We start from the raw sequence: 19,282 nt of genomic DNA, 5'->3' as shown, positions 1-19,282 counted from the left end.
GGCTAAGTCGATGCTCCGGTTCTGGAGTGTTGGACATGCTGCGTGGTTTGCTGGGCGGGCTGGCAGCCCTTATGCTGGTCGCCGCCGGGGTGTTCTGGTGGCAAGGCCGCGCGGAAACGGGCTTTGGCGAAGCGCCTGCCTTGCCCGTTCAGGATGCGCCCGAAGCAGAGCCTGAAGAATTGCCCACCGCCGATGTCGAGGGGCTTGTCGGCGTCGCCCCGCCAGAGGCGACCGAGGTGGGGCGCGAGACGAAGCGGTTCAACATGCTCGACAAGGATCGGGACGGCCGCATTACCCGCAATGAAATGCTGGCGGCGCGCGCCAAGGATTTTCGCAAGCTCGACAAGGATGGCAACAATCTGCTGACCTTCGAGGAATGGGCACATACCACGGTGGACAAGTTCAGGTTTGCCGATGGCAACGCGGACTTGTGGCTGAGCCGTGAGGAGTTTGCGACGACGCGGCCCAAGCCGAAGCCCAGACAAAAGCAGAAATGCGCCTGCAAGTGAGATTCAGGGCAGAGTGGCGATCCATACTGTCATGTCGGCCTTGCCGCGTTCGGTATAGGCCTCCTTGCGTGCCTTTTTCTTCACATCATGCAGGGGCGGGAACAGCCCGAAATTGACGTTCATCGGCTGATAGGTCTCGGCCTCGGCATCGCCGGTGATGTGCGAAAGCAGCGCGCCTAGCGCCGTGGTGCGTGGCGGCGGGGTCCAGTCGTGCCCGGTGATCTGCGCCGCCGTCATCAGGCCGGCCAGCAGGCCGACCGATGCACTTTCCACATAACCTTCGCATCCGGTGATCTGCCCGGCAAAACGGATGTGCGGGGCGGACTTCAGGCGCAATTGGCGGTCCAGCAACGTGGGCGAATTGAGAAAGGTGTTGCGATGCAACCCGCCGAGCCGCGCGAATTCGGCGTTTTCAAGGCCGGGGATCGTGCGAAACACGCGGACTTGTTCGGCATGTTTCAGCTTGGTCTGGAAGCCGACCATGTTCCACAGTGTGCCCAGCTTGTTATCCTGGCGCAATTGCACCACGGCATAGGGCCATCGGCCATTGGGATGTTCGGGCGTGGCCCAGTGGGGGTTGTCGAGGCCGACCGGCTTCATCGGGCCGAAGCGCAGCGTCTCCACGCCGCGCGCCGCCATGACCTCAACCGGCATGCAGCCATCGAAATAGGGCGTGTTCGCTTCCCACTCCTTGAACTCGGTTTTCTCACCGTTGACCAGCTCGGCCCAGAAGGCCTCATACTGCTCGCGCGTCATCGGGCAGTTGATGTAGTCGCGCCCGTCACCGCCCAGCGCCAGTGAGGCTTCGGCGCCCTTGTCCCAGCGCGAGGCCATCCACGCCACGTCCATGTTTATGGAATCGCGATAGACGATGGGTGCGATGGCATCGAAGAACGCAAGCGAGTCTGCGCCCGTTGCCGCGCCGATGCTGCCAGCGAGGGCGGGCGCCGTGAGGGGACCTGTCGCCACGATGGTCAGGCCATCGGAGGGCAGAACGTCCACGCGTTCGCGCACGATTTCCAGTGTCGGTTGTGCAGCAAGGGCGCGTTCGACTTCAGCGGAAAATGCGTCGCGGTCCACCGCCAGCGCGGAGCCGGCCGGAACGCGCGCCTTTTCGGCAGCGGCCATCAGCAGGCTGTCGCAGCCGCGCATTTCATGGTGTAGCAGGCCCACGGCGTTCTTTTCGTGATCATCGGAGCGGAAGGAATTAGAGCAGACCAGTTCGGCGAGACCATCGCCGTTGTGAGCCGCCGTCGTATCGCCGCTTCCGCGCATTTCCGAAAGCCGCACCCGAATGCGGCGCCGCGCAAGCTGCCACGCCGCTTCGCTTCCGGCCATGCCGCCGCCAATAATGTGGACCTGATGTGTCATGGCTTGCCCTTGGCATTGCGGTGGCGCTGCGGCAAGACCGACGTAGGAACAAGAGGGAAGGGACCACGTGCCAGGTCGTGCGCTGATCGAAAAACGTCCGTGGCTTGTTGCCAGCCTGGTTGCGGGTGTGAGCTACTGGCTGGCGGCCAAGGGTCAGGTGCCGGGACTATGGCTGATCGTGTGGAAGGGCGCGGGCGTAGCGTTGCTGGCGGTCTATGCGTGGGCACATCATCCTTCCCGCGACGCGCATCTTCTGGCGCTGATCATGGCGCTGGGCGCGGTTGGCGACATGGCGCTGGAGGTGTTCTTTGTCGGCGGCGCGACGGCGTTTCTGCTGGGGCATCTTGTGGCGATAGCGCTCTATCTGCGGCATCGGCGGACCTATCTGACGGCAAGCCAGAAATCCGCAGCAATTGCCACGCTGATCGGCGTCCCGATGATTTCATGGCAATTGACCCATGCGATGGATGTGACGCTTTATGCGCTGGGCCTTGCCGGGATGGCTGCGGCCGCCTGGCTGAGCAATTTTCAGCGCTATCGCGTGGGCGTGGGAGCGATGATGTTTGTCGCTTCGGATCTGCTGATTTTCGCGCAGATGGGGCCTTGGGCACGTAGCGCCCTGCCGGGCATGCTGATCTGGCCGCTGTATTATTTCGGGCAGTTCCTGATTTGCACAGGGGTGATCGCCACCTTGCGCAAGCGAGGCACGTTCAGCGCAGGCTAACCCGCGACGGGCAGTTCAACCCGTCCATCCGCATCGCGCTCAAGCGGACCATAGGCCAGGGCCGCGTTCAGGGGCATTTCGGCATAGATATGCGGGAACAATTGCCCGCCGCGTGACGGCTCCCACCGGACGGCGTCACCAAGCGCATCGAGATCGACCGCCACGACACGCAGGTCGCTTTGCCCGGCGAAGTGCTTGTCCACCGTTTCGGTCAATTGCGCGGCGGTCGACAGGTGGATGTAGCCATCCACAAGATCGACCGGCGCGCCCTTGAACGTGCCATCGGCTTCCAGCGCGGCCATCTGCGCGCCGGTCAGCACCTTGTAAGCGACGGTGGGCAACTCGCTCATTCCGGTGCGTTCTCGTCTGAACCTGCCTCACCCATGTCAGCTTCGACTTCATCGATTGCTTCGGTGTCTTCGGCAAGGCGCACTGCACTGACGACGTGTTCGCTATCGGCCACGGTGAACAACCGGACGCCTGCTGATCCACGCCCGATCACGCGGAGCGACGACAACGGCAGGCGGATCAACTTGGCCTGATCGGTCACCAGCATCAGCTGATCGGCCTGGGTTGCCGGGAAGCTGGCGACGACCGGGCCGTTGCGACCGATATTGTCGATATTGGTGATGCCCTGGCCACCGCGCCCCGTACGGCGATATTCATAGGCAGACGACAGCTTGCCATAGCCGTTGGCGCACACGGTGAGGATGAACTGTTCACGCTCGGCCATGAAGGCATAGCGTTCCTGATCCGCCATCTCGCCGTCCTTTTCGCCTTTCCACGGAGCGAAGCGGAGGTATTCCTCGCGCTCGTCCGGGTTGGCGCCGACGCGGTGGAGGATCGAGAGCGAGATGACTTCATCATCGCCCTTGAGCGTCATGCCGCGAACACCAGTGGAGGTACGGCTGGTGAATTCGCGCACTTCATCGCCGGCAAAGCGTATGGCCTTGCCTGCCCGCGTGGCGAGCAGCACGTCGTCGGCAGCTTCGAGCAGGGCCACGCCGATCAGGCGATCGGTGTTGGGCGTACCGTCTTCATCTGCGTCGAACTTCATCGCGAACTTGCCGTTCGACGGGATATTGGCGAAGGCGTCCATCGAATTGCGGCGGACGTTGCCCTTGGCCGTGGCGAACACCACCGAAAGCTTGCCCCATTCGGCCTCGTCCTCTGGCAAGGGCAGAACGGTGGCGATGGTCTCGTCCTTGTCGAGCGCCGGGAGCAGGTTGACGACCGGCCGTCCACGCGTGGTCGGCCCGCCTTCGGGCAGACGCCACACCTTGAGCCGATAGACTTTGCCTGCGGTGGAGAAGAACAGCACCGGCGTATGCGTGCTGGTGACGAACATCGTGGCGACGGCGTCTTCTTCCTTCGTCGCCATGCCGCTGCGACCTTTGCCACCACGGTTTTGCGCGCGGAAGGTCGAGAGGGGGGTGCGCTTGATATAACCGTCGAGCGTGATCGTGACGACCATGTCCTCGCGCTCGATCAGGTCTTCGTCCTCGATGCCATCGGCAGCAGGCATGATTTCAGACAGGCGCGGCGTTGCGTAGGCCTGGCGGACTTCCAGAAATTCCTGACGCATCACGCCGTAGAGCTTTACACGATCTGCCAGAATCGAAAGGTATTCGGTGATGGCGACAGCAAGGCCTTCGAGTTCGCCGCCGATATCGTCACGGCCCAGCGCGGTCAGGCGGTGCAGGCGCAGTTCGAGGATCGCGCGGACCTGCACATCGGACAGGCGATAGGTTGCGGCATCGGCCACGCCAATGTCTTCGATCGCCTCCACCAGCTTGATATAAGGCGCGATCTCGCCCATCGGCCATTCGCGCGCGATCAGCGTTTCACGCGCGGCAGCGGGGTTGGGCGAACCGCGGATGATCCGCACCACTTCATCGAGGTTGGTCACCGCGATGACGAGGCCGAGCAGGATATGGGCGCGGTCCCGCGCCTTGTTCAGTTCGAACTTGGTGCGGCGGGTGATGACCTCTTCGCGGAAGCGGACGAAAGTTTCGATGATGTCCTTGAGGTTCAGAACCTCAGGCCGGCCACCACGGATTGCCAGCATGTTGGCCGGGAAGCTGGATTGTGCCGGCGTATTGCGCCAGATCTGGTTGAGCACGACTTCAGGCGTGGCATCGCGCTTCAGTTCGATGACCACGCGCACGCCTTCGCGGCTCGATTCATCGCGGATATCCGAGACGCCTTCGATACGCTTGTCCTTGGCGGCTTCGGCCAGCTTTTCGACAAGGCCCGATTTGCCGACCTGATAGGGGATCGAGGTGAGCACGATGGCCCGGCGATCACCGCGCGCTTCCTCAACCTTGTGGCGGGCGCGCATGATGATGGAACCGCGGCCTTCGTGGTAGGCCTTGCGCGCGCCCGACAGGCCGAGGATCAAGGGGGCGGTTGGAAAGTCGGGGGCCGGGATGATCTGGATCAGTTCGTCGATCGTGATCAGCGGGTTGTCCATATAGGCAAGGCAGCCGTCAATCACTTCGCCCAGATTGTGCGGCGGGATGTTGGTCGCCATCCCGACTGCAATACCGCCAGCGCCATTGACCAGCAGGTTGGGGAAGCGCGCGGGGAGGACCTGCGGCTCATGCTCCGAACCATCATAGTTAGGCGTGAAATCGACCGTGTCTTTTTCAATATCGGCCAGCAGCGAATCCGCAACCTTGGCAAGGCGCACTTCGGTATAACGCATCGAGGCCGGGGGATCGGGGTCCATCGAGCCGAAGTTGCCCTGACCATCGAGCAGCGGCAGCCGCATCGACCAGTCCTGCGTCATGCGCGCAAGGGCATCGTAGATCGCGCTATCGCCATGCGGGTGATATTTGCCCATCGTATCGCCAACGATACGTGCCGATTTGCGATAGGCCTTCGTGGAGACGAAGCCGTTTTCGTGGCTGGTCCACAGGATGCGACGGTGGACCGGCTTCAGCCCATCGCGCACATCGGGCAGTGCGCGGCTGACGATCACGCTCATCGCGTAATCGAGGTAGCTGGTCTTCATTTCATCGACGATGTCGATCCGCTGGAATTCGCCTTCGGGCGCAGGGACGGGGGGGTCGATGATGGTGGTATCGTCGCTCACTGTGGTGGCTTTTTCGTTTTTGTTTCAAGGATGCGTCAGGCCCTAGGACAAATGACCCGCGATGACCAGCAAGACCGGCCGGATGCCCCGGTTTTGGCCCCGGTTTTCCACACTTGCGACGGATTGCCTGAATATTCGGACGAGGTGTCATTCAATTGACGTTCAAGGTGAAAAGGATAGCGCTCACCCCGTTGCCAAGGCCGAAATTCCGCGCCACATGCGGAACGTCTGAAGGTGAGAGGACACAGGGTGCGCCATGGTGCGGGGCAAGTTCCCCCGCCGCCGCATCCGGTCGAACAGGAGACGAGATTTTATGCGTGCTACTTTTGGGTTGATCGGCAAGACGGCCATGGCCCTTGTGCTCGCCACCGGCATCGGCGCAGGCGCATTGACCGTCGGCGCGACCGCAGCGGTTGCCAAGGAAAAGGAAAAGAAGGACGCCAAGGGATCGTACTCGAAGGAGTTCGTTGCAGCGGCCGGCCCTATCCAGAAAACCATGACCGCGCTGGACGAAGCCAAGAAGAAGGGCGCTTCGGCCGATGAGCAGAAGGCGCTTCTTGCCAATGCGACGGCGGAATTGGGCGCTGCGGAAGCAGCCGTGAAGACCCCGCTTGATCGCATGGCCGCTGGTGGCTGGGGTGTGAGCATCGGCGGCACGCTGAACGATGTTGCCATGCGCCAGCGCGGCATGAAGAACATGCTCGACAGCGGACTGGTTCCGGCTGACAAGATGATGGAATACCAGTTCTTCCTTGGTAACTTTGCCTATGGCAACAAGGATTTTCCTGCCGCGATTGCTGCGCTGACTCCGGTCGTCCAGGCAAACTACCAGGATGAAAGCGCCGCCGAATTGCTGGCTGACGCCTATGCCCAGCAGAAGCAGTACCCGCAGGCGCTCGAGGCGCTCAACATGGCTGTCACTGCGCGCAAGGCTGCTGGTGCACCGGTTCCCGAAGGCTGGTTCAAGCGCGCCAACGTGATCGCGTATCAGAACAAGCTGGGGCCGCAGGCTGTCGCATGGTCGACGATGATGGTCGAAAACTATCCGAACGCACTCAACTGGCTGGCGGCTGCGCAGTTGGTGCGCGAATTCGGCACCTTCACCAATCAGGAATCACTGGATCTGGGCCGGTTGCTGCTGCGTTCGGGCGGGCTGCAGAACGATCCGAAGTACGTTGAGCGCGAATATGTCGAATACATCGAAGCAGCTGACCCTCGTCGTCTGCCTGGCGAAGTGGTCAAGGTTGGTGACATGGGTCTCAAGGCCGGTGTGCTGAAGGCGAACGACCCATTCCTGGCGGACGCCATGTCGCAGGCCAAGGGCCGTATCGGACCGGACAAGGCTTCGCTGCCTGCACTGGATCGTGAAGCCCGCGCGGGCAAGGACGGCAAGAGCGCGATGGCCATGGCCGACGCCTACCTCTCGTACGACGAAGCCGCAAAGGCTGAGGAAATGTACAAGATGGCGATCGAAAAAGGCGGTATCGACAAGGATCGCGCGCTGACCCGCCTGGGCATCGCGCAAGTCGATCTGGACAAGTTCGAAGAAGCCAAGGCTTCGTTCGCACAGGTTGGCGGCGTTCGCGCACCGCTGGCCCGGTTGTGGTCGGCCTTTGCCACCACACAGGCGATGCCTTGATCGGTTCCAAAGCGTAGTGAATGAAAAGGGCGGCCTGCACGGGCCGCCCTGTTTGATTTGAATAGCGATGCGCTGCCGCCTTACCTTACCGGAGAAAAATCTCCGGTCGATTCATCAAGAATGTGCAACAGGCCGTCGGAAATGGCGAAAAATGCCCCGCGCAAGCGCAATTCGCCACGCGACTCCTTGCGCTTCACGCAGGGAAACGTGCGCAGGTTGGCGATGCTGGCGCGAACGCCGGCGTGCTCCATCGCCCGTTCCGCGTCTCGGCCAGTGGTGCCATGCGTGTTGACGACCTCGTCCCGGACGCCGTCGAGCAACGAAATCCAGTCAGCGATAAAGCCGCCTTCGCCTGGCTCTGTGCCTTTGAGATCCTGCGTCAGGGCCGCCTTGCAGCCCCCGCAAAGGCCGTGTCCCATGACGAGGATTTCCTTGACCTTCAGGACCTGCACCGCAAATTCCAATGCCGCTGAAACGCCGTGATGGCCCGGTGTCGTCTCGAATGGCGGGACCATGGCCGCGACATTGCGAACGACAAATATCTCGCCGGGATCGACATCGAATATCTGCGCCGGATCTACCCGGCTGTCTGAACAGGCGATAACCATGGTTTGCGGTTGCTGGCCGTCGTTCAGTTCCGCCCAGCGTTCAAGCCTGGGGTGCCAGGCCTGTTCACGGAAGCGGCGGTATCCGGCAATCAGCCGATCGAGTTCGGGTGTGACTTCATGGTTCATGCCTTGCGCTAATGCTCGCATAGATTGGGACTTTCAAGTGCTGGAAGTTGCGCCTATCTGGTCGTGATGAACGACTTAGCCTCCAACCCCGTTCCGCGCCCCGAACGCCAGCGCAAGCCTGACTGGATCCGCGTCAAGGCCCCTACCAGCAAGGGCTATGGCGAAACGCGCACCCTGATGCGCGAATTGGGACTGAATACGGTCTGTGAAGAGGCAGCCTGTCCCAATATCGGGGAATGCTGGACCAAGAAGCACGCCACGGTGATGATACTGGGCGATGTGTGCACACGCGCCTGTGCGTTCTGCAACGTCAAGACCGGGATGCCCCGCGCGGTCGACCCGCTGGAGCCGATCAATGTCGCCACGGCAGCGGCCAAGATGGGGCTGACGCACATCGTCATCACGTCGGTCGACCGGGATGATCTGCCGGATGGCGGTGCGGGCCACTTCGTCAAGGTGATCAAGGCGCTGCGGGAAATGACGCCGGACACAACCATAGAAATCCTGACGCCCGATTTCCGCAACAAGATGGAGGCCGCCGTCGAGGCGATCGTCGATGCCGGGCCGGATGTGTATAATCACAACCTTGAAACGGTTCCCCGCCTCTATCCGACGATCCGCCCCGGCGCGCGCTACTATGCCTCGTTGCGACTGCTGGAGCAGGTCAAGCGGCATGATCCGCGCATTTTCACCAAGTCGGGCGTGATGCTGGGGCTGGGCGAACAGCGTCTCGAAGTGCATCAGGTGATGGATGACATGCGCAGCGCGCAGATCGATTTCCTGACCATGGGGCAATACCTCCAGCCCACGCCCAAGCATGCCAAGGTGATCGAATTCGTAACGCCGAAAGCCTTCGACGCTTATGGCGCAATTGCCCGCGCCAAGGGATTCCTGCAAGTTGCGGCAAGCCCGCTGACACGATCGAGCTATCACGCCGGCGACGATTTTCGGCAGATGCGCGCCGCGCGTGAAGCACAGCTCGCCAAGGCTTCGCAAAAGGCCTGAGGCAAAGGACAGTCCCTTGCCGCACATCGTCGAAACGCGCGAACTGCCATGGTCGGCCGAACAGATATACGATCTGGTCGCCGACGTGCGCCGCTATGCCGAATTCCTGCCCTGGGTGGTAGCCACTCGGATCAAGTCTGACAGCGAGACGGTGATGATTGCCGATATGCTGGTGGGGTTCAGCGCGCTGCGCGAAAAGTTCACCTCGCGCGTGGTCAAGGATCGCCCGCGCACGATCAAGGTCGAATATATCGAAGGCCCGCTGAAGAGCCTAGAAAACGACTGGACGTTCACTCCGGCTGCAAATGGCGGGTGTACCGTCGATTTCTGCGTCGATTTCGCTTTTCGCAACGCCATCTTCGAAAAGCTGGCGGGCCAGTATCTCGACAGCGCATTTCGCAAGATGGTGGCCGCGTTCGAAAAGCGGGCGGAGCAGCTTTACGGCAACAGCAGTTCCAGCGCTACCAGCGTCGCCTGATAACGCACGTCGGCGCGCGTCTTGACGCCATCGAAGAACTTCAGTTCGGCATTGGTCGCTTCAGGATCTTCGTCCTTGCGGGCGCAGGCAAAGACGACCGTGCCGACCGGCTTCTGATCCGAGCCGCCATCCGGCCCCGCCACGCCGGTAATGGCCACGGCAACATCGGCGCCCGACTTCTTGAGCGCGCCTTGCGCCATCGACCATGCAACCGCGATGGAAACCGCGCCGAACGTGTCGATCACGTCTTCGGACACACCCAGAACCTGCATCTTCGATTCGTTAGAATAGGTCACAAATCCGCGATCGAGCACCGCAGAGCTTCCCGGAATTTCGGTCAGCGCAGCAGCAACCAGCCCGCCGGTGCAGCTTTCGGCCACGGCAAGTTTGCGGCCGAGCTTGGCGTTTTCCTCGATCACGCGGCGCGCAAGATTGCCGATTTCGGCGGGAAGAATACTGTCCATGATATCAGTTCGCAGCCTTGCAGATCGGCAGCGACGACGGCTTGCCGTTTTTCGGTTTGTCCGCCAGCACGACCACGAACGTGATCAGTTCCGCGGTGTTTTCAGCAGGAAGCGGAGACAGGATGCGTACGCCACGTTCGATGGCGGTGCATTGATCCGGCTTGATTTCACCACCGACCATTTCCGAAACCATCGCTTCGACGAAAGGTTGCAGGGCGCTATCGGGCAGCGCCTTGAGCGTGTTGTTCAGCGAGGCGTCCTTGGTGCCCCCAAGCTTGAGGAATGCGTTCTTGGCGATCGGCCAGCTTGTATCCTTGCGCGCGGCATATTGCCCGGCGAAGGCACTGCCGCGCGTGGCGAAAAAGCCGCTGGACGACAAGTGCGGCTTGCAGGCCTTCATCGCCCCGTCAAGCACCGAAGGCAGGGCGTAGCTGATCATGCCGCCCACTTCGGCCTCGCTGAGGCAGGCGTTGTTTGCGGCTGCGTGGGCAACCTGCGCCTGCGCGAGTGCGATGAGGGCACCTGTTGCAAATATGGTCCGGGAAAGCTTCATCGGTTCAACTCCTGCACGGTCAATCCGCAAAAACGGTGACAACGGCCTGCGCTGCAATTCCTTCGCCGCGCCCGGTGGTGCCCAGACGTTCGGTGGTCGTCGCCTTGACCGAGACGGCCCCCAAGGCAATCCTGAGAATGCGGGCAAGCGCCTGGCGCATTGCCAGTTTGTGCGGACCGATCCGGGGTGCCTCGCAGATGATCGTCACATCGACATTGGCGATGCGATAGCCCGCTTCGATGACAAGCTGATGGGCATGGACAAGGAAACGATCGGACGAGGCGCCTTTCCACTGTGCATCGGAAGGCGGAAAGTGATCGCCAATGTCGCCCGCCGCTATCGCGCCGAGCAGTGCATCGACCAACGCGTGAATGGCAACGTCGGCATCGGAATGGCCGGAAAGGCCCTTTGCGTGGGGAACCTTGACCCCGCACAGCCACAAGTCTTCGCCTTCGACAAGGCGATGGACATCAAAACCCATGCCGGTGCGGGGCGGGCGGTTCATCGGTTGCTCCTGCAAGTCTGCTGCGAACGTCACCTTGCGCAAGGCTTCATCACCGGGGGTAAGAGCAACGGCCAGCCCCGCCGCGACGGCGACTTGCGCGTCGTCTCCGGCATCAGGTGCACCATCCCACTGGCGATGCGCTTCGAGAATCGCCTTGAACGCAAAGGCCTGGGGGGTCTGTACGCGATAGAGTCCATCGCGGTTCACGGTTTCCGCCCTCAGGCCATGTTCGCCGCGGACCATGCTGTCAACTGTCGGCAACACGGGAATCGCGGCATCATGTTCGGCCAGCGCGGCAAGCAGACCATCGATCACATGGGCAGGCAGCACTGGACGAGCGGCATCGTGGATAAGCACGCGGGCAGGGAATTCTGCGGTGAGGGCTTCCAGCGAATGACGGACCGATTCCTGCCGGGTCTCACCGCCATGGACAAAACGGACGCCTGCAATTCCGATCACTGAAGCCGCCGCTACATCATCCCAGCCTGGCGGGATGGCGATGACGATGGGCGAGATTCCGGCTTTGGCCAGCGCTTCCACGCAATGGCGCAGCAAGGGCTTTGCGCGCCATGACACGAATTGCTTGGGCACGTCACCGCCGGTGCGCAAGCCCTTGCCGGCTGCCACGACGATGGCTGCGGTGCTTCCGGCGGAAAGTGAGGATGACGCGTTCATTCGGCGCGCCTCTACCAGCGCAGGGCGGCAAGGAGCAACAGCCTTGCCGTCCTGCCTGCAATCGACTATGCGCGTGCCTGTTTTTTAGGCAGATTTACGCATGTCCGAAGTTCCGGTTCCTCCTCAGCTCAAGCCCATCAAGGTCGGTCCCGTCACCGTCGACTGGCCGGTGGTGCTCGCCCCGATGACCGGGGTTTCGGACCTGCCATTCCGCACCATCGTTCGCCGCTTCGGATCGGGGCTGAACGTGACCGAGATGATCGCCAGTCCCGCCGCGATCCGCGAAACGCGCCAGTCGATCCAGAAGGCCGCCTGGCATCCGACCGAGGAGCCGGTTTCGATGCAGCTTGTCGGCTGCGATCCGGTTCAGATGGGCGAGGCTGCCAAGCTTTCGGAAGACAAGGGCGCGGCGATCATCGACATCAACATGGGCTGTCCGGTGCGCAAGGTCGTCAACGGCGATGCGGGTTCGGCATTGATGCGCGATATTCCGCTGGCCACGCGGCTGATCGAGGCAACGGTGAAGGCCGTGAACGTACCAGTCACGGTCAAGATGCGCATGGGCTGGTGCCATGACAGCCTCAACGCGCCCGAACTCGCGCGGATTGCCGAGGATCTGGGCGCGAAGATGATCACGGTCCATGGCCGCACCCGCAACCAGCTTTACAAGGGCAATGCCGATTGGGGCTTTGTGCGCCGGGTGAAGGATGCGGTTTCGGTGCCGGTGCTCGTCAATGGCGACATCTGCACGATCGAGGATGTGGCACTTGCAATAGAGCAGAGCGGGGCCGATGGCGTGATGATCGGGCGCGGTTCCTATGGCCGTCCCTGGCTGCTGGGGCAGATGATGCACTGGCTGCAAACGGGTGAGCGGATGTCCGACCCGACCTTGCCCGAACAATACGCACTGATCGTGGAGCACTATCACGCGATGCAGGCGCATTATGGCGCGGTGACGGGTGTAAACATGGCGCGAAAGCACCTTGGCTGGTACACCAAGGGGCTGCATGGATCGGCCGACTTCCGCAACAAGGTGAACTTCATCGACGATCCTGACGCAGTTCTTGCCAGCCTTGCAGACTTCTATGGCCGCGCTATCGAACACCAGCTGGCGCATGGCGCGGATGCTCCGGCGGAGCGGCGCGCAGCGGCATGATAGCGCTCCCGGATTGGCGACGGCAGGAACCGAGCCAGAAGCCCGATCCGAAGCGCGTTGTGGCCAGCCTGCCGCTGGCCTTGCTTCAGCTTGATCCAGACCTGATCGTTGCGGCCGTGAACCCTGCAGCGGAGCAACTGATGGGGCAGGGCGCCCGGCGCCTTCTTGGCAAATCGGTGGCTGAGCTGTTCGAATTCGACGAACCGCTGATCCTGGGCCGTCTGGCCGAGGGCGAGGCGCAGCTGTTCGCGCGCGGGGTGCGCGTGCAGATCAGGGGGCAGGCACCGCGCCGGTTCGACGTGATGACCAGCCCCGTGAATTATTGTCCTGGCTGGCAATTGCTGATGCTCCACGAAGGCGTCGGCGTGGAAGCCCTATCCGGTGACGGGCGGGGCGCGGGCGGGGGGGAAGGCATAGCCCTGCGCGCGCCTGAAGTGCTGGCGCATGAGATCAAGAACCCGCTGGCAGGCATTCGCGGCGCGGCACAGTTGCTTGATCGCAAACTGTCCGAGCGGGACCGTGCAATGACCGGCCTGATCACGGCCGAGGTGGACCGTATCGCCAAGCTGATCGACCAGATGCAATCGCTCTCGCGCCGCCGCACCGAGCCTGCGCAATCGTGCAACCTGCATGAAGCCGTGCGACGGGCACAGGCGGTAATCGCCGCTGGCGCTCCGGGACCCGTGGCCATCGAGGAAGAGTTCGATCCTTCGCTGCCGCCGATCATGGCCAACCCGGATTCGCTGGTTCAGGTGCTGCTGAACCTGATGAGCAATGCACGCGAGGCCTGCCACGAGCAATCGGCGCCACGGATTGTGGTTCGCACACGCTTTGCCAGCGGTATCCAGTTGCATGCAGGGCCGGGTGGAAAACCGTTGCGCCTGCCGATCGAACTGCGCGTTTCCGATAACGGACCGGGCATCGATCAGGCATTGCGCGATCACATTTTCGAACCTTTCGTGACCGGCAAGAAGAATGGACAGGGGCTGGGGCTGGCGCTGGTGCAGAAACTGGTGCGCGAGATGAACGGCCGCATCACCCATGATCGCGATGAACTGGGCGGATGGACCCACTTTCGCGTGCATTTGCCCGTGGCTGGATCGGTAGACGTGGTATGAGCAAGCGCATCCTGCTGGTCGAAGACGACGCTTCGATTGCGCTGGTCATCACCGCCGCGCTGGAAGCCGAAGGCTTTACCGTCGATCACTGCGATTCCATTGCAGGGCGCGACAGGTTTCTTGCGGGCCATGCCTATCGCCTGCTGCTGACCGATGTAATGCTGACCGATGGCGACGGTATCGAAACCATCGGGCGGGTGCGTGAAGCCGATCCGGGCCTGCCGATCATCATTCTGTCTGCCCAGAACACGCTCGATACCGCGGTTCGTGCCAGTGACACCGGAGCGTTCGAATATTTCCCGAAACCGTTCGATCTGGAAGAATTGATCCGCACGGTGACGCAGGCCATCGGCAAGGCAGAAGCCGAAGCGTTTGACGTGCCGCAGGATGTACCGCAAGGATTGCCGCTGGTGGGCCGCAGCGCGGCAATGCAGGCGGTCTATCGCATGATCACCCGCGTCCTGCGCAATGATCTCACGGTTCTGATCCTGGGTGAATCCGGCACGGGCAAGGAACTGGTCGCAGAAGCCATTCATCAGTTGGGCAACCGCCGGTCTGGCCCGTTCATTGCGGTAAACACGGCGGCAATTCCGGGAGAATTGATCGAGAGCGAGCTGTTCGGGCACGAAAAAGGTGCCTTTACGGGGGCTGTAGCGCGATCCATAGGCAAGTTCGAGCAGGCGAGCGGCGGGACGCTGTTCCTCGATGAAATCGGCGACATGCCGATGCAGGCCCAGACCCGGTTGTTGCGGGCACTGCAATCGGGCAGGATTCGCCGGGTGGGCGGGCGCGACGAGATCACACTGGATTGCCGGATCGTTGCCGCCACCAACCGCGATCTCCTGCCGATGATCGCCGCGGGCACCTTCCGCGAAGATCTTTATTACCGGCTTGCAGTCGTGCCCATCGAACTGCCGCCGCTGCGCGACCGGGTTGACGATATCGAAGCCCTTTCGCGCCATTTCCTTGCGCGGGCTGCCGCAGAGGGCCTGCCGCGACGGCACCTTACCGAAGCCGGCGCCCATATTCTCGCGCAGCAACCATGGCGCGGCAACGTGCGCGAACTGCGCAACTTCATCTATCGCCTTGCTCTTCTGGCGCGCGACGAAGTGATCGACGCAGCGTCCATCGAACCGTTGCTGGCGCAGACCGACAACGGAACGCCTGCAAGAATGACCGAACCGACCGGCAGCGGCCCTGCCGACCTGGAACAGGCGGTCACCCATTGGCTTAAAGTAAACGCGCCTGAGCCGGGGGAGGTTTACGATGCAGCCCTTGCTGCATTTGAGCGTCCGTTGTTCATCAACACGCTTGGCCAGACCGGCGGCAATCAGCTTCGCGCCGCTCAAATCCTCGGAATCAATCGCAATACCTTGCGCAAGCGATTGTCCGATCTTGGTATTTCAATCGACGACTACGCAATCAGGGACTGATTCACTCGCCTTGCAGCACCGCCACCGACGCTCGTCGGTTTCCTCTTGCAATCTTGCAACAGGGGGTGTTGTTATATGGCAACTATGCAGCAAAAGGGGTCAGCAAAAGTACGTCGCATGCCACGGTGGTGGCGGCGTGTGCTTGTCAGCCTCAGGCGCGCCAATATCCTGCTGCTGCTCGAACTTGCCACATCGGCTGTCTTTGCCCTGATGATCGCGGTCAGCTGGCTGACCCTGACGGGATCGAGCGGCGAAGGCCAGATACTGCCTTCGCGGCTGACATCCACATTGCTGATCGGCACCCTGGTTCCGGCAATGGGATTGCTCGTGCTTGGCGGCCGGCGCCTCGCCATTCATCGGGCGACGCGCAGCGTCCTGGGTTCCAGCGGCCGATTGCACGTTCGGCTCGTCTGGCTGTTCTCCCTCATTGCGGCGGTGCCGACGCTGCTGGTCGTGGTCTTTGCCTCGATCCTGTTCCAATCGGGCGTCGAGTTCTGGTTTTCCGACAATTCGCGCGGGATGCTGGAAAATGCAAATCAGCTTGCGCGCGGCTATTACGAAGACAAGTTGCGCGATGTCGGCAACGAGACCGTCACCATGGCCGGCGACATCCGCGACTATCTCGATCAGGCTGCGATCACCTCTACCGAATTTGCCGAAGGCTATTCATTCCAGGTTCTCAGTCGCCAGTTGAACGAATCCGCCATTCTCGAACGTGCGCCCGATGGCTCGCTGCGGACGGCAGCGATCGTCGATCCCGAAAAGTCGGACAATCGGCAGCGCGTTTCGGCGGCCGATCTCAAGCGGCTCGATGCGGGTGAGGCGGTGGTGGTGAACGCGTCCGCGCAAAGGATCGAAGCGGTCACGCCGGTCGACAAGAGCAGGGGCATCTACCTTTACGCGGCGCGCAATTCGAACGCCTTGGCGCTTGAGCAGTGGGAACGGGCGCAGACCGTGCTCAAGGCCTATGACATGCTGACGACGCGCGCGCGCGCGTTGCAATTGCGGTTCAACATTGCGCTGTTCTTCATCAGCCTCGCCCTGGTCGGGGTGGCGGTGTGGGCCGCATTGCGCTTTGCCGACCGGCAGGTGGCCCCGCTGGCCGAACTCGTATCCGCTGCGCGCACCATCGGCAGCGGCAATTTCGCGATGCGCGTGGCGCAAAGCAGCGGCACTGATGAGATCGGCCTGCTGGCCCGCGCATTCAACCGCATGACCCGGCAACTGGAGGGGCAGACGCAGGCGCTCGTGTCGGCCAACGCGCAGCTTGAAGTCCGTCGCGCCTTCATCGAAGCGGTGCTGGAATCGATCACCGCCGGAATCGTCTCGATCGGGCGCGACGGTGGTATCCAATTGATCAATTCTTCCGCCGCACGTTTGCTGCTGGCACCCGACGCCGAGACGCCGATCGGAAAGCCCCTCGCCGAAGTTTCGCCGGTGTTCGCCCAACTGGTCGCATCGGGCCAGCCCAACAACGTGATCCAGCATCCATTGGCCGGGGACCTGCGGACTCTGGCGGTCCGCGTGGCCAAGGACAGCAACGGGCATGTCATCACGTTCGAGGACATCACGCGTCAGTTGCTGGACCAGCGGCGCGCGGCGTGGTCAGACGTGGCGCGGCGCATCGCGCATGAGATCAAGAATCCTCTGACGCCGATCCAGCTGGCTACGGAACGCTTGCGCCGACGCTATGGCCGCCAGATCGAGACCGACCCCGAACTGTTCGAGGAACTGACCGCCACCATCATCCGGCAGGTGGGTGACCTGCGCAAGATGGTCGATGAATTCTCCTCATTCGCGCGGCTGCCCAAGCCTGTGTTCCGTGCGGAAGACGCCAGTGACCTGGTGCGGCAATCGCTGTTCCTGCAAGAAGTCGCACACACCCGGATCGCCTACAGCTTTTCCGGCGAAGAGCCGCACTATCCGCTTCAATGTGATCGACACCAGTTTGGTCAGTGCATGACCAACGTCCTGAAGAATGCCGTTGAAGCGATTGAAACAAAATCAAAAACTGCGGATGTTGATTACCGTGGAAAGATCACGGTTGCACTTTCCGGCAACGATGAGGCTGTAACCGTCAGCGTGACGGACAATGGCATCGGTTTGCCCGCAGAGCGCGAACGCATTCTGGAACCCTACATGACGACCCGTGAGAAGGGCACCGGCCTCGGCCTCGCAATCGTCCACAAGATCGTGGAGGAACATGGCGGCGAGATGGCCTTCATTGCCGAGCCTGCCGGGGGCACCCGCGTTACCATGACCTTCGCCCGCGACCCGCTATTGAACTCTGCCAACACCGGCACCGAACAGGACTGACAGGACCCAACATGGCACTCGATATCCTCATCGTCGACGATGAACGCGACATCAGGGAACTGGTGGCGGGTGTGCTGAGCGACGAAGGCTATGGCTGCCGCCTGGCGGCCGACAGCACCGCAGCCCTTGCCGCAATCGATGAGCGTCGCCCCAGTCTCGTGCTGCTCGACGTGTGGCTTCACGGCAGTCCGATGGACGGCTTGGAAGTGCTCGACGAGATCAAGAAGCGCGAACCCGAACTCCCGGTGATCATCTTTTCGGGCCATGGCAATATCGACACCGCGGTTTCGGCGATCAGTCGCGGCGCGATGGACTTTCTCGAAAAGCCCTTCGAAGCCGAACGTCTGTTGCTGCTGGTGGAGCGCGCGACCGAGACAGAGCGCTTGCGCCGCGAAAACGCGCGCCTTCGCCAGGGTTTCGTCATGGCTGACGAATTCACCGGCAACAGCACGGCGATCAACCAGGTCAGGGCCACGCTGAAGCGGGTTGCCAATACCGGCAGTCGGCTGCTGATCACGGGGCCTGCCGGATCGGGCAAGGAGGTGGCCGCGCGCCTGCTCCATTCATGGAGCCCACGTGCGCAGAATGCCTTTGTCACGGTCAATTCCGCGCGGATAACACCAGAGCGTTTCGAGCAGGAACTGTTTGGCGAGGAAGTGGACGGCAAACTCGTCCGCGCGGGCCTTCTGGAAATGGCCGACGGTGGAACGCTGTTCCTCGACGAGGTTTCGGACATGCCTGCATCGAGCCAGGCGCGCATCCTGCGGGTGCTGACCGAACAGGCGTTTGCGCGTGTCGGGGGGCATCGGCAGTTGCGCGTCGATGTGCGGGTCGTCTCATCCTCTTCGCGACCGCTGGAAAAGGAAATTGCCGAGCGGCGCTTCCGTGAGGATCTCTATTATCGGCTGAACGTCGTACCCGTTGCGATTCCGTCACTGATTGAGCGGCGCGAGGATATTCCGCCACTGGTTGACCATTTCTTCGCGCGATATGCCAATGAACAGGGCGTTGCCCCCCCCGCGGTTACGCCTGAAGCCATGGCGGCGCTGCAAAGCTACGACTGGCCGGGCAACGTCCGCCAGTTGCGCAATGTGATAGAGCGCACGATCATCCTTGCCCCGCGTGACAGGCTGGCGCGGATCGATGGCGATATGCTCCCGTCGGAAATTGTGGCCACGCCGATGGGCGGCGAATCCGGCGGCTCGGCATTGATGGGTGTGCCCCTGCGCGAGGCGCGCGAGAACTTCGAGAGGGAGTACCTGAAGGTCCAGATCAGGCGGTTTTCGGGCAATATTTCGAAGACGGCGAGCTTTATCGGGATGGAGCGATCAGCCCTGCATCGCAAGCTCAAGCTGCTCGGCATGGCTGATCGGCGTGAAGGCGAGGATGACGAGTAGGTGTGCGCATACGCATGAATTAGGAGCCATGCGCCATTTCCCAGGTTTACCTGAAGCGAATGGCGACATACAATCATGATGAACCCGGCAATTGCAGCGCAAGCTGTA

17 protein-coding genes are annotated in these 19,282 nt (G+C 61.9%); 10 read left to right on the top strand and 7 right to left on the bottom strand.

Translation table 11 applies throughout. The annotated features are described in order from the left end of the window. Nucleotides 1-35 precede the first annotated feature (35 nt). Entirely contained in the window at nucleotides 36-509 is a 474-nt protein-coding gene (locus LUA85_RS08720) for an EF-hand domain-containing protein (RefSeq protein ID WP_231468818.1), read from the top strand. Between the two features lie 3 nt (nucleotides 510-512). On the opposite strand, the gene trmFO is transcribed toward LUA85_RS08720, so the two are convergent. Further along, complete coding sequence (trmFO, locus tag LUA85_RS08715) at nucleotides 513-1,880, bottom strand: methylenetetrahydrofolate--tRNA-(uracil(54)-C(5))-methyltransferase (FADH(2)-oxidizing) TrmFO (protein ID WP_231468816.1); 1,368 nt, start codon at nucleotides 1,878-1,880, stop codon at nucleotides 513-515. 67 nt (nucleotides 1,881-1,947) lie between these two features. Here trmFO and LUA85_RS08710 point away from each other — a divergent pair, with 67 nt between their 5' ends. Continuing rightward, the gene (locus LUA85_RS08710) at nucleotides 1,948-2,604 is read left to right on the top strand and encodes a lysoplasmalogenase family protein (protein WP_231468814.1); all 657 of its coding nucleotides are present in this window, start codon (nucleotides 1,948-1,950) and stop codon (nucleotides 2,602-2,604) included. Here LUA85_RS08710 and LUA85_RS08705 read toward each other — a convergent pair. Then, nucleotides 2,601-2,954, bottom strand: coding sequence for a DUF952 domain-containing protein (locus tag LUA85_RS08705; RefSeq protein WP_231468812.1), 354 nt, complete (start codon nucleotides 2,952-2,954; stop codon nucleotides 2,601-2,603). The genes LUA85_RS08710 and LUA85_RS08705 overlap by 4 nt on opposite strands. After that, entirely contained in the window at nucleotides 2,951-5,701 is a 2,751-nt protein-coding gene (gene gyrA, locus LUA85_RS08700; protein WP_231468810.1) for a DNA gyrase subunit A, read from the bottom strand. The genes LUA85_RS08705 and gyrA overlap by 4 nt, the downstream gene beginning before the upstream one ends. Nucleotides 5,702-6,014: 313 nt before the next feature. On the opposite strand from gyrA, the gene LUA85_RS08695 reads away from it, so the two are divergent. Next, nucleotides 6,015-7,340, top strand: coding sequence for a lipopolysaccharide assembly protein LapB (locus tag LUA85_RS08695; RefSeq protein WP_231468808.1), 1,326 nt, complete (start codon nucleotides 6,015-6,017; stop codon nucleotides 7,338-7,340). Nucleotides 7,341-7,420: 80 nt separating this feature from the next. On the opposite strand, the gene LUA85_RS08690 is transcribed toward LUA85_RS08695, so the two are convergent. Beyond that, a complete protein-coding gene (locus LUA85_RS08690; protein WP_231468806.1) occupies nucleotides 7,421-8,074 on the bottom strand; it encodes a carbonic anhydrase in 654 nt (217 codons plus the stop codon). A 66-nt stretch (nucleotides 8,075-8,140) separates the two neighbouring features. On the opposite strand from LUA85_RS08690, the gene lipA reads away from it, so the two are divergent. Together lipA and LUA85_RS08680 are read left to right on the top strand one after the other, a co-directional pair. Beyond that, entirely contained in the window at nucleotides 8,141-9,079 is a 939-nt protein-coding gene (gene lipA / locus LUA85_RS08685) for a lipoyl synthase (RefSeq protein WP_231468804.1), read from the top strand. A 16-nt stretch (nucleotides 9,080-9,095) separates the two neighbouring features. Then, on the top strand, nucleotides 9,096-9,557 hold the full coding sequence (locus LUA85_RS08680) for a type II toxin-antitoxin system RatA family toxin (RefSeq protein WP_231468802.1): 462 nt from the start codon (nucleotides 9,096-9,098) through the stop codon (nucleotides 9,555-9,557). Here LUA85_RS08680 and LUA85_RS08675 read toward each other — a convergent pair. Genes LUA85_RS08675 through LUA85_RS08665 form a run of 3 tightly spaced genes read right to left on the bottom strand, consistent with a single transcriptional unit; the run spans nucleotide 9,518 to nucleotide 11,754 of the window. Then, a complete protein-coding gene (locus LUA85_RS08675) occupies nucleotides 9,518-10,021 on the bottom strand; it encodes a CinA family protein (RefSeq protein ID WP_231468800.1) in 504 nt (167 codons plus the stop codon). The genes LUA85_RS08680 and LUA85_RS08675 overlap by 40 nt on opposite strands. Before the next feature lie 4 nt (nucleotides 10,022-10,025). Continuing rightward, on the bottom strand, nucleotides 10,026-10,574 hold the full coding sequence (locus tag LUA85_RS08670) for a hypothetical protein (RefSeq protein WP_231468798.1): 549 nt from the start codon (nucleotides 10,572-10,574) through the stop codon (nucleotides 10,026-10,028). A gap of 19 nt (nucleotides 10,575-10,593) precedes the next feature. Next, nucleotides 10,594-11,754 (bottom strand): bifunctional 2-C-methyl-D-erythritol 4-phosphate cytidylyltransferase/2-C-methyl-D-erythritol 2,4-cyclodiphosphate synthase, encoded by a 1,161-nt coding sequence (locus LUA85_RS08665; protein WP_231468796.1) that lies wholly within the window; start codon nucleotides 11,752-11,754, stop codon nucleotides 10,594-10,596. A 100-nt stretch (nucleotides 11,755-11,854) separates the two neighbouring features. Between LUA85_RS08665 and dusB the strand changes: the two genes are divergently transcribed. From dusB to LUA85_RS08640, 5 genes are all read left to right on the top strand, one after another. Next, entirely contained in the window at nucleotides 11,855-12,910 is a 1,056-nt protein-coding gene (dusB, locus tag LUA85_RS08660) for a tRNA dihydrouridine synthase DusB (protein WP_231468795.1), read from the top strand. Beyond that, nucleotides 12,907-14,028 carry a nitrogen regulation protein NR(II) gene (locus LUA85_RS08655; RefSeq protein ID WP_231468793.1) on the top strand — a complete coding sequence of 374 codons (1,122 nt, stop codon included), beginning with the start codon at nucleotides 12,907-12,909 and terminating at the stop codon, nucleotides 14,026-14,028. Before dusB ends, LUA85_RS08655 begins: the two co-directional genes overlap by 4 nt. After that, on the top strand, nucleotides 14,025-15,461 hold the full coding sequence (locus LUA85_RS08650) for a sigma-54 dependent transcriptional regulator (RefSeq protein ID WP_231468792.1): 1,437 nt from the start codon (nucleotides 14,025-14,027) through the stop codon (nucleotides 15,459-15,461). The genes LUA85_RS08655 and LUA85_RS08650 overlap by 4 nt, the downstream gene beginning before the upstream one ends. Nucleotides 15,462-15,578: 117 nt before the next feature. Then, the gene (locus LUA85_RS08645) at nucleotides 15,579-17,777 is read left to right on the top strand and encodes an ATP-binding protein (protein WP_231468790.1); all 2,199 of its coding nucleotides are present in this window, start codon (nucleotides 15,579-15,581) and stop codon (nucleotides 17,775-17,777) included. A gap of 11 nt (nucleotides 17,778-17,788) precedes the next feature. Continuing rightward, entirely contained in the window at nucleotides 17,789-19,174 is a 1,386-nt protein-coding gene (locus LUA85_RS08640; protein ID WP_231468788.1) for a sigma-54 dependent transcriptional regulator, read from the top strand. The last annotated feature ends 108 nt before the right edge of the window (nucleotides 19,175-19,282 follow it).

This window comes from Novosphingobium sp. CECT 9465, from assembly GCF_920987055.1.
In the GTDB taxonomy this organism is placed as follows: Bacteria; Pseudomonadota; Alphaproteobacteria; order Sphingomonadales; family Sphingomonadaceae; genus Novosphingobium.
This window is presented reverse-complemented; position numbering and strand designations above follow the sequence as displayed.

Excerpts from the sequence above, each read along its gene's own strand:
- lipA (WP_231468804.1), top strand. The coding sequence starts at position 8,141 with ATGAACGACTTAGCCTCCAACCCCGTTCCGCGCCCCGAACGCCAGCGC.
- LUA85_RS08665 (WP_231468796.1), bottom strand. The coding sequence starts at position 11,754 with ATGAACGCGTCATCCTCACTTTCCGCCGGAAGCACCGCAGCCATCGTC.
- LUA85_RS08645 (WP_231468790.1), top strand. The coding sequence starts at position 15,579 with ATGCCACGGTGGTGGCGGCGTGTGCTTGTCAGCCTCAGGCGCGCCAAT.
- LUA85_RS08670 (WP_231468798.1), bottom strand. The coding sequence starts at position 10,574 with ATGAAGCTTTCCCGGACCATATTTGCAACAGGTGCCCTCATCGCACTC.
- LUA85_RS08690 (WP_231468806.1), bottom strand. The coding sequence starts at position 8,074 with ATGAACCATGAAGTCACACCCGAACTCGATCGGCTGATTGCCGGATAC.
- dusB (WP_231468795.1), top strand. The coding sequence starts at position 11,855 with ATGTCCGAAGTTCCGGTTCCTCCTCAGCTCAAGCCCATCAAGGTCGGT.
- LUA85_RS08695 (WP_231468808.1), top strand. The coding sequence starts at position 6,015 with ATGCGTGCTACTTTTGGGTTGATCGGCAAGACGGCCATGGCCCTTGTG.
- LUA85_RS08705 (WP_231468812.1), bottom strand. The coding sequence starts at position 2,954 with ATGAGCGAGTTGCCCACCGTCGCTTACAAGGTGCTGACCGGCGCGCAG.
- trmFO (WP_231468816.1), bottom strand. The coding sequence starts at position 1,880 with ATGACACATCAGGTCCACATTATTGGCGGCGGCATGGCCGGAAGCGAA.
- LUA85_RS08675 (WP_231468800.1), bottom strand. The coding sequence starts at position 10,021 with ATGGACAGTATTCTTCCCGCCGAAATCGGCAATCTTGCGCGCCGCGTG.
- LUA85_RS08650 (WP_231468792.1), top strand. The coding sequence starts at position 14,025 with ATGAGCAAGCGCATCCTGCTGGTCGAAGACGACGCTTCGATTGCGCTG.
- LUA85_RS08655 (WP_231468793.1), top strand. The coding sequence starts at position 12,907 with ATGATAGCGCTCCCGGATTGGCGACGGCAGGAACCGAGCCAGAAGCCC.
- LUA85_RS08640 (WP_231468788.1), top strand. The coding sequence starts at position 17,789 with ATGGCACTCGATATCCTCATCGTCGACGATGAACGCGACATCAGGGAA.
- LUA85_RS08720 (WP_231468818.1), top strand. The coding sequence starts at position 36 with ATGCTGCGTGGTTTGCTGGGCGGGCTGGCAGCCCTTATGCTGGTCGCC.